This window comes from Marinovum sp. E3, from assembly GCF_055755275.1.
This window is the reverse complement of sequence record NZ_CM146908.1, coordinates 2,789,394-2,801,351: the sequence shown is the minus strand read 5'-3', so window position 1 is coordinate 2,801,351 and position 11,958 is coordinate 2,789,394. Positions and strand designations below refer to the sequence as shown.

Here is an 11,958-nt window from a genome sequence, read left to right as displayed (position 1 = left end):
CGCGGCATAGCGCGTCAATTCATTCGGGCGTCACAACGGCTTCCTGGCGTGACGCCGGCAATCAATGGAGCAATCCCAATGTCTCGTCAGAACTACATTTTCACCTCCGAGTCCGTCTCGGAAGGGCACCCCGACAAGGTCTGCGACCGAATCTCGGACGCCGTGCTTGACGCGCTGCTGGCCGAAGATGCGATGGCCCGCGTCGCCTGCGAAACCTTCGCCACCTCGGGGCTTGTCGTCATTGGCGGCGAGGTCGGGCTGACCGATCAGGAATTGCTCAAGAACTACATGGGCCGCATCGGCCAGATCGCCCGCGACTGTATCCGCGAGATCGGCTACGAGCAGGAGAAGTTCCACTGGAACACCTGCCACGTGCTGAACTTCCTGCACGAGCAATCGGCGCATATCGCGCAGGGTGTCGACAAGGACGGGGCCGGCGACCAGGGCATCATGTTCGGTTATGCCGCCAACGAGACGCCCGAGCTGATGCCGGCGCCGATCCAATACGCCCATGCCATCCTGCGCCGGCTGACCGAGGCGCGCAAATCCGGCGATGAGCCGACCCTGCGCCCGGACGCGAAATCGCAGATCTCGGTGCGCTATGAAGACGGCAAGCCGGTGGGCGTGACCTCGATCGTGCTCTCGACCCAGCACGAGAGCGAATACCAGAAATCCGCCGACATCCGCGCCATCGTCGAGCCCTACATCCGCGAAGTGCTGCCCGCCGACTGGATCACCGAGGAAACCGAATGGTGGGTCAACCCGACCGGCACCTTCGTGATCGGCGGCCCGGATGGGGACGCCGGCCTCACCGGCCGCAAGATCATCGTCGACACCTATGGCGGCGCCGCCCCGCACGGCGGCGGCGCATTCTCCGGCAAGGATCCGACCAAGGTGGACCGTTCGGCGGCTTATGCCGCGCGCTACGTCGCCAAGAACGTCGTCGCGGCCGGTCTGGCCGACAAGTGCAACGTGCAGCTTTCCTATGCCATCGGCGTGGCCAAGCCGCTGTCGATCTACGTCGACACCTTCGGCACCGAAAAGGCCGATGTCGAAGCGATCGAACGGGCGATCCCCAAGGTGATGGACCTGACGCCGCGCGGCATTCGCGAGCACCTGGACCTCGCCAAGCCGATCTATGCCCGCACCGCGGCTTATGGCCACTTCGGTCGCGAGCCGGAGGCCGACGGCGGCTTCAGCTGGGAAAAGACCGATCTGGTCGACGCGCTGAAGAAAGAGATCTGAGACGACGGGTACGGGGGGCTTTGCCCCCCGGCCTGCGGCCTTCCGCTGAGGGTACTATCGAACAGAAAAAGAGCCCTGCGGCTCTTTTGTGACAGCCGGGGCGCACGCGATGACACGCATTGAGTATTCCGAGATTTCCAAGACGCTTGCCGCCTTGACCGAAGGGGAAAGCGACGAGGTCGCGCTCATGGCAACAATGGCCTGCGAGCTGCATCACGCCGACGACCGCTTCGACTGGACCGGATTCTACCGCGTGACCGGGCCGGAGGTGCTCAAGATCGGGCCTTATCAGGGCGGCCATGGCTGCCTGACCATTCCATTTTCGCGCGGGGTCTGTGGTGCGGCGGCGCGGACCGGCGAGGTGCAGCTTGTCGAGGATGTGGAGGATTTTTCCGGCCACATCGCCTGCGCCACGTCGACCCGGTCGGAAATCGTGTTGCCGGTCCGGCGCGGCGATGGCCGGCTGATCGGCGTGCTCGACATCGACAGCGACCGGCCGGCGGCCTTCACGCAAGCGGATGCCCGGGGATTGGCCGGCCTGCTGACGCAGGTTTTCGGCCAAGTCTGAGCGCCGCAGCGCGGCGTGAAATTTTCTTGCGAAATTTCACGACTCGGTTCACCGTGAAAAACAGGCCCGGATTTTCACCGGGATCGTTCGCACGGGAAGGCCGATGGACCATCACAGCACCAACAGTCAGAGCCTCGGGGCCGACCTGCGCGCTTTGCGCCGGGCGCGGGGGCTGACTCTGGCCGAACTGGCGGCGCGGCTCGAAAGGTCGGTGGGCTGGCTGAGCCAGGTCGAACGCGATCTCTCGGAGCCTTCGATCGACGATCTGCGCCAGATCGGCGCGGTGCTTGAGGCGCCGATCTCGATGTTGTTCGGCCATACGCCGATTCCCGCCGAAGAAGCCGGCCTGGTGGTGCGCCGCGATGCCCGGCGGCGGCTGGGTTCCGGCGCGGCCGGGCTGGTGGAAGAGCTGCTCTCGCCCGATCTGACCGATGATTTCGAGATGGTGCATTCCACCTTTCTGCCCCGGAGCGAGATCGGCGAGACCGTCCGCCGCCCGACCCAGGAGGTGGGGTATCTGATCACCGGCAGGCTCGATCTCGAGATCGGCGCGCGCCGCTTCACGCTGGAGCCGGGCGACAGCTTTCGCATCCGTGGCGAGCCGTTTCGCTGGATCAACCCCTATGACGAGCCGGCGGTGGCAATCTGGGTGATTGCCCCGCCGGTCTACTGAAACCGACAAGCACAGGACCGAACCATGAGCGATTTTCCCACCCAGGCCCGCGTGGTCATCATCGGCGGCGGCGCCGTCGGCGCCTCTTGCGCCTATCACATCGCCAAGGCGGGCTGGGAGGTTGTGCTGCTGGAAAAGAACGAGCTAACCGCTGGCAGCACCTGGCATGCGGCGGGCAATTGCCCGAACTTCTCCACCTCCTGGGCGGTGATGAACATGCAGCGCTATTCGCTGGAGCTCTATCGCCGCCTGTCGGACGAGGTGGATTACCCGATGAACTATCATGTCACCGGCTCGATCCGGCTGGGGCACGGCAAGGAACGGATGATGGAGTTCGAGCGCGCGTGCAGCATGGGCAACTACCAGGGCCTCTCGCTCGAGATGATGCAGGTCTCTGACCTAAAAGACCGCTATCCCTTCATGGAAACCCACGATCTGGCGGGCGCGCTCTATGATCCGGACGACGGCGATATCGACCCGGCACAGCTCACCCAGGCCTTGGCGCGGGGCGCCCGCCAGGCCGGGGCGCGGATCGAACGATTCTGCCCGGCGACCGGTGTGAGCCGCAGCAACGACCAGTGGGTCGTGCACACCGACAAAGGCGACATCACCTGCGAAAAGGTGGTGAACGCCGCTGGTTACTATGCCCAGCGGGTGGGGGAATGGTTCAAACCCTATGGCGGGCGCAGCGTGCCGATGACGGTGATGAGCCACCAGTATTTCCTCACCGAGCCGGTGGCCGAACTCGAGGCCTGGTCGCAGGAGAACGGCAAGCTGCCGCTCCTGCGCGACGTCGACAGCTCGTATTACCTGCGGCAGGAGAAATTCGGTCTCAACCTCGGCCCCTACGAGCGCAACTGCAAGGCACATTGGGTCACGCCCGACGATCCGATGCCCGAGGATTTCTCGTTCCAGCTCTACCCCGACGATCTCGAACGGCTGGAATGGTATATCGAGGACGCCATGGCGCGGGTGCCCCTTCTCGGGCAATCCGGTGTCGGCCGTGTCATCAACGGGCCGATCCCCTATACCCCCGACGGGCTGCCGCTGATCGGCCCGATGCCCGGCGTGCCGGAGGCCTATGAGGCCTGCGTCTTCACCTTCGGCATCACCCAGGCGGGGGGCGCCGGCAAGGTGCTGGCGGAATGGGTCACCGAGGGCCAGACCGAATGGGACATGTGGGCCGTCGATCCGCGCCGTTTCACCGACTACACCGATCCGGCATATTGCCAGGCCAAGGCGATGGAGGTCTATGGCCACGAATATGCCATGCATTTCCCGCATCATCGCTGGCCCGCCGCACCCGACCGCAAGCTGTCGCCGTTGCATGGCCGGTTGCAAGCGGCGGGGGCGGTCTTTGGCGATTACAACGGCTGGGAACGGGCGAACTGGTTTGCCAAACCCGGCGACGACACCTCCGAAGAGGCCACCCACACCTGGGCCCGCTCCGGCCCCTGGGCGCCGCGGGTGCAGGAGGAATGCGAGGCGGTGCGCGATCACTGCGGCATTCTCGCGATCTCGGGCTTTACCCGGCTCAAGGTCGAGGGCCCCGGCGCGCGCGATTACGTCGATAGTCTCACCGCCTCGCGGCTGCCTGGCGAAGGCCGGGTCGGGCTTTGCTATTTCCCCGATGGACGCGGCCGGATCCTGACCGAGATGACGGCAATGGTGCACGGGCCCGATGACGTCGGGCTGATCACCGCCGCGGTGGCGCAGTGGCACGACGCCGAGCTGCTCTGGCGGCAGGCGCCCGAGGGCATCACCGTGACCGATCATTCCGACGCGGTCGAATGCCTGCTGGTCACCGGCCCGAAGGCGCGCGAGATCCTCGGGCCGCTCACCGATCACGACCTGACGAAACCCTGGCTTTCGGCCAGTTTCGAAGGCGCGGTCGCGGGCAGGCCCTGCGCCTTGCTCCGGGTTTCCTTCGCCGGCGAGCTGGGCTGGGAAATCCACTGCGCCACCGAGGACGCGCCGACGATCTGGGATGCCGTCACCAAAGCCGGGGCAAAGCCCTTCGGCATGTTCGCTCTCAATGCCTTGCGACTGGAAAAGGGCTATCGGGCGTGGAAGGGCGATCTGTCGACCGATTACACCTTGCTCGAAGGCGGGCTGGACCGCTTTATCGACTGGTCCAAGGAGTTTCCCGGCAAGGCAGCCCTGGCGGCAGAGAAACAGCAGGGTTCGGTCAAAGGCTGCGTCTCGCTGCAAATCGATGCCGGGGAATGCGACGCGCCTTACATGGCGACCCTGTGGAAAGGCGACGAGGTGGTCGGCGAGGTCACCTCGGGCGACTGGGGTCATCGGGTCGGCGGCTCGGTCGCGCTGGCGATGCTGCGCAGCGATCTGACCGCGCCGGGCAGCGAGATCGAAGTCGATATTTTCGGCACACGTTGTCCCGCCCGGGTTCACCCGGTCGGCGGCCTCTGGGACCCCAGGAACGAAAGAATCCGCGCATGACCGATCCGGCCTTTCTTTTGTGTCCAATTGCCCTCGGGAGTGTCCTCGCGCGCGGGGACAGAGGCGGCGCCGCAGAATGCCCGGCCTGCCGCACCCACCCCGGCCGAGGCGTGGCACGATGAGCCGGATCACCCTCCTCGACGGCGGCATGGGCCAGGAGCTGGTGCACCGCGCCGGAGACCGGCCGACGCCGCTCTGGTCGACCCAGGTGATGCGCGACCATCCCGGCCTGGTGGCGCAGGTGCATGCCGATTTCTTTGCCGCGGGCGCCACCGTCGCCACTGCCAACAGCTATGCCATCCTGCGTGATCGGCTGACCCAGGCCGGCATCGAAGCGCAGTTCGCCGCGCTGCATGACCGGGCCCTGCACGAGGCCGAGACCGCGCGCCGGGCGCATGGTGCGGGCCGCATTGCCGGTGCCATCGGCCCGATCGGCGCCTCCTACCGCCCCGATCTGCATCCGGCGTCGGATGCGGCCGTGGCGATCTATCGCGAGATCGCGGCGCTGCACATTCCGCGGGTCGACCTGATCCTCTGCGAAACCGTCGCCTCTCTGGCCCATGCCCGTGACATCCTCGCCGCGACGGTGCCGGGGGGCAAGCCGGTCTGGCTGGCCTGCACCGTGGATGACGAGGACGGCAGCCGGCTGCGCTCGGGCGAGCCGGTCACCGAGGTCGCCCGGATCTCCGTCGGCGAGGGCGCCGCCGCCGTGCTGGCCAATTGCTCGGCTCCAGAGGCGATGCCCGCGGCGCTGGATGCCATGGCCGGGGCGGGGCTGCCGACGGGCGCCTATGCCAACGGCTTCACGCAGATCACCAAGGAGTTCCTCAAGGCCAATCCCACCGTCGACGCGCTGGCGCCGCGCCGCGACATGGGGCCGGAAATCTACGCCCGGCACGCCCTGCGCTGGGTTGCCCAGGGCGCCACCATCATCGGCGGCTGCTGCGAGGTCAGCCCCGCCCATATCGCCGAGATCGCCCGCCGCCTGAAAACCGAAGGCCACAGCATCGTCTGAACCCTCACCCGTTCCAACTCTTTCCGGGTCCGGGGACGCGCCCCGCGAGGCCCGGCCTGCCAGGAAAGTCTGCCCCATGCCGCATCTTCCCGCTCACGCCCGCGCCGTCATCATCGGTGGCGGTGTCATCGGCTGTTCCGTCGCCTATCACTTGACCAAGCTGGGCTGGAAAGACGTCGTGCTGCTTGAACGCAAACAACTCACCTCGGGCACCACATGGCATGCCGCCGGGCTGATCGCCCAGCTCCGCGCCACCGCCAACATGACGAAGCTGGCGAAATACAGTCAGGAGCTCTATGGCGCGCTCGAGGCAGAGACCGGCGTTGCCACCGGCTTCAAGCGGGTCGGGTCGATCACCGTGGCATTGACCGGCGAACGGATGGAGGAACTGGCCCGGTCCGCCGGCATGGCGCGCGCCTTCGGGGTCGAGATCGAAGAGATCGGCCCGGACGACATCGGCCGGCGGTATGCCCATCTCAACCGCGAGGATGTGGTCGGCGGCGTCTATCTGCCGAAGGACGGGCAGGGCGACCCCGGCAATATCGCGCTGGCGCTGGCCAAGGGCGCGCGCCAGCGCGGCGCGGTGATCGCCGAGCGCACCAAGGCCACCGGCGTCACCCGCACGGGCCGCCGCATCACCGGCGTCGACTGGCAGGCCGAGGACGGCAGCCAGGGCCATATCGCCTGCGAACATGTCATCAACTGCGCCGGAATGTGGGGCCGCGAGGTGGGCGCGATGCTGGGCACCAACGTGCCGCTGCATGCCTGCGAGCATTTCTACATCGTGTCCGAACCGATTGCCGGGCTCAGCGAGCTGCCGGTGCTGCGGGTTCCCGATGAATGCGCCTATTACAAGGAAGACGCCGGCAAGATCCTTTTGGGCGCCTTCGAGCCGGTGTCGAAACCCTGGGGCATGGCGGGCATTCCCGACAGTTTCGAATTCGACCAGTTGCCCGAGGATTTCGACCATTTCGAGCCGATCCTGGAGCAGGCAGTCAATCGCCTGCCGATGCTGGCCGAGGCCGGCATCCACACCTTTTTCAACGGCCCCGAAAGCTTCACCCCCGACGACGCCTATCACCTGGGCCTCTGTCCTGGCATGGACAATGTCTGGGTCGCCGCCGGCTTCAACTCGGTCGGCATCCAGTCGGCCGGTGGCGCCGGCATGGCGCTGGCCGACTGGATGGGCAGCGGCGAAAAGCCGTTCGACCTGGGGGACGTCGATATCGCCCGCATGGCGCCGGTGCAGAACAACCGCCATTACCTGTTCGAGCGGTCGAAAGAGACGCTGGGCCTGCTCTACGCCGATCACTTCCCCTTTCGCCAGAAGGCCACCGCGCGCGGTATCCGGCGCACGCCTTTCCATGCGCATCTGGCCGCCGAAGGCGCGGTCTTTGGCGAGTTGGCGGGCTGGGAACGCGCCAACTGGTTCGCCCGCGACGGGCAGGCGCGCGATTACGAATATTCCTGGAAGCGGCAGAATTTCTTCGACAATGTCGCCGATGAAGTGGCCGCGGTGCGCAGCTCTGTCGGCATGTACGACATGACCTCTTTCGGCAAGCTGCGCGTCGAGGGGCCGGATGCCGAGGCCTTTCTCAACCATGTCTGCGGCAATGACATGTCGGTGCCGGCGGGCCGCATCGTCTATACCCAGTTTCTCAATGCGCGCGGCGGGATCGAGGCCGATGTCACCGTCACCCGCCTCTCCGAGACCGCGTATCTGGTGGTCACGCCGGCGGCCACACGGTTGGCCGACGAGACCTGGCTGCGCCGCCACCAGGGCGAATACCGTGCCACGATCACCGACATGACCGCCGCCGAAGGCGTGCTGGCGGTGATGGGGCCGAACGCCCGGGCGCTGCTGCAATCGGTCTCGCCCAATGATTTCTCGAACGCGGTCAACCCCTTCGGCACGGCGCAGGAGATCGAAATCGGCCTAGGGCTGGCGCGGGCGCATCGCGTCTCTTACGTCGGCGAGCTGGGCTGGGAGCTGTACGTCAGCTCGGACATGGCGGCGCATGTGTTTGAAACGCTGCGGGCGGCGGGGGCGGACCACGGGCTCAAGCTCTGCGGCATGCACATGATGGATTGCGCCCGGATCGAGAAGGCCTTTCGCCACTTCGGCCACGACATCACCTGCGAGGATCACGTGCTCGAGGCGGGCCTCGGGTTTGCGGTCAAGTCCGCCAAACCGGCGTTCATCGGCCGCGACGCGGTGCTGCGCAAGAAGGAGGCCGGGCTCGACCGGCGCCTGCTTCAGTTCCGCCTGACCGATCCCGAGCCGCTGCTCTATCACAACGAGCCGATCCTGCGCGACGGCAAGATCGTGGGCTACCTGTCGTCGGGTGCCTATGGCCACCATCTGGGCGGCGCCATCGGGCTGGGGTATGTTCCTTGCGCCGGCGAAAGCGCGGCCGAGGTCAAGGCCTCGCGCTACGAGATCGACGTCGCCGGGCAGCGGGTGCCGGCCGAAGTTTCGCTGCGGCCGATGTACGATCCCGGAAACGACCGCATGCGGGCTTGACCTTGGCCTGGCACGGGGATGAAACTGCCGCGCAAAATTGCGCGGGCAGCAACGCAGGGATCACATCCTGCCCTCGCCAGCGACCGGAAGTTGTGCGATTTCACGATTTTTTCACGATTGAAGCGCGTGGGCCTCTTGGCAGAAGTGTGTAACAACAGTCATCTAGACCGCAAAATGGGGGCGGACGGATGGCGGGCGTTTACGAAATCAGATTCTTTGGCACCTTCTCGATGCAGGCGCCTGACGGCCGCGATGTCACACCGCGCGGGTCCAAGGCGCGCGCGGTTCTGGCGCTGCTGGCGGCGGCGCAGGACATGCGGCGAGGGCGGCGTTGGCTCGAGGGCAAACTCTGGAGCGACCGCTCGCAGACCCAGGCCAGCGGCAGCCTGCGCCAGACCCTGAGCCAGATCCGCGCCGCTCTGCCTGATGACGAGACGATCTTCGAGGCCAGCCGGCTGAACGTCTGGCTCGAGCCTGGGCGCATCCGCACCGACCTCGATCCGGCGGGGGGATTGCCGCGGGCCGATCGCGAGATGCTTGAGGGGCTGACCGTCCGCGACCCCGAATTTACCAAATGGAAGGCCGATCTGATCCGCCGCCATGCGCCGCCCGCCGAGGTGTCGATGGCCCAGATCATCCGGCCGCGCGGCAGCGTCGGGCTGGTGGTACGCTCGGCGCCCGCCGGCGAAGGGCCGGCGGCGGAACGCATCACCGGCCAGATCCTCGCCGATCAGGTCGCCAAGAGCCTCGAAGAGCGCTTCTCCGTGGTGCGTTTTGCCTGGGGCGACAAGATGCCGGCCGACCTGCTTCCCGATATCGAGGTGCGCTGCGACGTGGCCGAGGACGGCGGCCGCGCGGTGGCTTTCCTGCGGGTGGAGAACGGCAGCGACGGGCGGGTGATGTTTTCGGACTATCGCAGCATGGCCGGGCCGGTGACCGAGATGATCAGCGCCGAGACCGTCACCGGGCTGGCCCATTCCGCCGCCGCGCGCATCCTGCACCGGTTGCCCGCCATGGTGCCGCTCGACCGGCCCGAAGCCGCCGCGGCCGGGTATGGCAGCCTCGGCATGCGCAAGCTGGCGCAATTCGACAAGGTTTCGCTGCAAGAGGCGAACCAGTTTTTCCGCCGCGCCCATGAAGCTGACGGCAATGGTGTCTACCTCGCCTGGCAGGCCTATGTCCGCATGGCGCAACTGCTCGAGACCGGACACGGCAGCGGCCCCGCCGACCGCGAAGAGACCGATGCGCTGATCACCCAGGCGCTGGAAAGCGCGCCCGACAATGCGCTGGCGATCTCGCTGGTGGCGCTGACCCGGATCGGGTTGCAGCATGATCCCGAAGCCCCCGCCGATCTCGCGATGCAGGCGATGAAATTCAATCAGTACAACCTGTTCGCGCAGCAGACGCTGGCGCTGGCGCACAGCACGCTGGGCAATCCGGCCGAAGCCTACCGGCTGTCGATCGCGGCGCGGGCCTCGGAGCCGGACGATGATCTCAGCCACCTCTGGGATCTGTTTCACACGCTGATCTGCATTTCGGCCGGCAAGCTCGACGAGGCGCGGCTTGCCGCCGCCCGTGCCAGCCGTGCCGCGCCCGGGTTCATCACCCCCAAGCGGCAGCTTGTGGTGCTGTGCGCCCACGCCGGCGACATCAAGGGGGCGCAACGCTACATGCGCCAGATTCAGGCGCTGGAGCCTGATTTCACCCTCGACCGTTTCCTCAACGATCCGGCTTATCCGGTGCCGACGCTGCGGCGCGCCGGGCTGATCTCGCAGCTTCGCAAGGACGAGCTGATCGGCTGATCCAAGCCGTCTTGCAATCGCCGATCCGCCGTGAAACGCTCCTCTCATGCGGGTGCATCTCTGCGGGTGCACCACGCAAGTCCCGACGCGATCGCGGCGGGCAAGCCGGGCCGCATTCCTACCCGGCTGCGAGGCGCGGGCGGCCACGGGGCTGCGGATTGTTTTGGAGAATAGCAGGACGGGCGGCTGGCGCGGCCTCTTGCGGAAAGGAAGATCATGCTGAAAAACGACATGCTCGAACAATGGGACCGGGAGAATTTCTTTCACCCCTCCACCCATCTGGCCGATTTCGCGCGAGGCGAGGTCGCACATCGTGTGGTGACCACCGGCGATGGCTGTCACATCGAGGATCGCGACGGCAATCGCCTGCTCGATGCCTTTGCCGGGCTGTACTGCGTCAATGTCGGCTACGGGCGCAAGGAGATCGCCGAGGCGATCTCGGATCAGGCGCATGAGCTGGCTTATTACCATGCCTATGTCGGCCATGGCACCGAAGCCTCGATCACCCTGGCCAAGATGATCCTCGACCGCGCGCCCGACCACATGTCCAAGGTCTATTTCGGCCTGTCTGGCTCGGATGCGAACGAGACCAACGTCAAGCTGATCTGGTATTACAACAACATTCTCGGCCGGCCCGAAAAGAAGAAGATCATCTCGCGCTGGCGCGGCTATCACGGTTCGGGTCTGATGACCGGCTCGCTCACCGGGCTCGAGCTGTTTCACAAGAAATTCGACCTGCCACTGGCGCAGGTGGTCCACACCGAAGCGCCCTATTACTTCCGCCGGGACGATCTCGATCAGAGCGAGGCGGAGTTCGTGGCGCATTGCGTCGCCGAGCTGGAAGCGCTGATCGCGCGCGAAGGCGCCGATACCATCGCCGCCTTCATCGGCGAGCCGGTGCTGGGCACCGGGGGCATCGTGCCGCCGCCGGAGGGCTATTGGCCGGCGATCCAGAAGGTGCTGCAAAAGCACGACATCCTGCTGGTGGCCGACGAGGTGGTGACCGGGTTTGGCCGTCTGGGCTCGATGATGGGCTCGGATCACTACGGGCTGAAGCCCGACCTGATGACCATCGCCAAGGGGCTGACCTCGGCCTATGCTCCGCTCTCGGGTTCGATCGTGTCCGACAAGATGTGGAAGGTGCTGGAGCAGGGCACCGACGAGAACGGCCCGATTGGCCACGGCTGGACCTATTCCGCCCATCCCATCGGAGCCGCAGCCGGGGTGGCCAACCTCAAGCTGATCGACACGCTCGGGCTGGTCAAGAACGCCGGCGAGACCGGCGCCTATTTCAACAAGGTGATGGCCGAGGCGCTGGGCGGGCATGCCCATGTCGGCGACGTGCGCGGCGAGGGCATGATGTGCGCCGTGGAATTCGTCAAGGACCGCGACAGCCGTGGCTTCTTTGACGCTTCCGAAAAGGTCGGCCCCCGGGTCGCCGCCGCGCTGTTGGAACAGGGGGTAATCGGCCGGGCGATGCCGCAGGGCGATATCCTGGGCTTTGCGCCGCCGTTCTGCCTGACCCCGGCCGAGGCCGACGAGGTGGCGGAAAAGACCCGCGTTGCGGTGAGCCTGGTTCTGGGGTGATCCCGGGCTGAGCGCGGCCCGGCAACGTCAGCGCGGCGGGATTGCCCCGCCGCGTGTTACATGCCCGGTTCTTTCCGGGCGCCG

General features: G+C 66.4%; 8 protein-coding genes and 1 riboswitch. All 8 genes read left to right on the top strand.

Annotated features, from left to right (window positions below; translation table 11 throughout):
• Positions 1-24 precede the first annotated feature (24 nt).
• Positions 25-72: riboswitch (SAM-SAH riboswitch) on the top strand.
• 6 nt (positions 73-78) lie between these two features.
• The 8 genes from metK to AC0J5K_RS13665 all read left to right on the top strand — a co-directional run bounded on the left by metK (position 79) and on the right by AC0J5K_RS13665 (position 11,874).
• A complete protein-coding gene (metK, locus tag AC0J5K_RS13700) occupies positions 79-1,245 on the top strand; it encodes a methionine adenosyltransferase (protein ID WP_274566044.1) in 1,167 nt (388 codons plus the stop codon).
• A gap of 109 nt (positions 1,246-1,354) precedes the next feature.
• Positions 1,355-1,813 carry a GAF domain-containing protein gene (locus AC0J5K_RS13695; RefSeq protein WP_274566043.1) on the top strand — a complete coding sequence of 153 codons (459 nt, stop codon included), beginning with the start codon at positions 1,355-1,357 and terminating at the stop codon, positions 1,811-1,813.
• Positions 1,814-1,916: 103 nt separating this feature from the next.
• The gene (locus tag AC0J5K_RS13690; protein WP_048532857.1) at positions 1,917-2,486 is read left to right on the top strand and encodes a helix-turn-helix domain-containing protein; all 570 of its coding nucleotides are present in this window, start codon (positions 1,917-1,919) and stop codon (positions 2,484-2,486) included.
• Between the two features lie 24 nt (positions 2,487-2,510).
• Positions 2,511-4,946, top strand: coding sequence for a GcvT family protein (locus AC0J5K_RS13685; RefSeq protein WP_274566042.1), 2,436 nt, complete (start codon positions 2,511-2,513; stop codon positions 4,944-4,946).
• 118 nt (positions 4,947-5,064) lie between these two features.
• A complete protein-coding gene (locus AC0J5K_RS13680) occupies positions 5,065-5,961 on the top strand; it encodes a homocysteine S-methyltransferase family protein (protein WP_274566041.1) in 897 nt (298 codons plus the stop codon).
• 76 nt (positions 5,962-6,037) lie between these two features.
• Positions 6,038-8,485 carry a GcvT family protein gene (locus AC0J5K_RS13675; protein WP_274566040.1) on the top strand — a complete coding sequence of 816 codons (2,448 nt, stop codon included), beginning with the start codon at positions 6,038-6,040 and terminating at the stop codon, positions 8,483-8,485.
• Positions 8,486-8,673: 188 nt separating this feature from the next.
• On the top strand, positions 8,674-10,287 hold the full coding sequence (locus AC0J5K_RS13670) for a tetratricopeptide repeat protein (RefSeq protein ID WP_074836185.1): 1,614 nt from the start codon (positions 8,674-8,676) through the stop codon (positions 10,285-10,287).
• 216 nt (positions 10,288-10,503) lie between these two features.
• Positions 10,504-11,874, top strand: coding sequence for an aspartate aminotransferase family protein (locus tag AC0J5K_RS13665; protein WP_048532846.1), 1,371 nt, complete (start codon positions 10,504-10,506; stop codon positions 11,872-11,874).
• Positions 11,875-11,958: the final 84 nt, after the last annotated feature.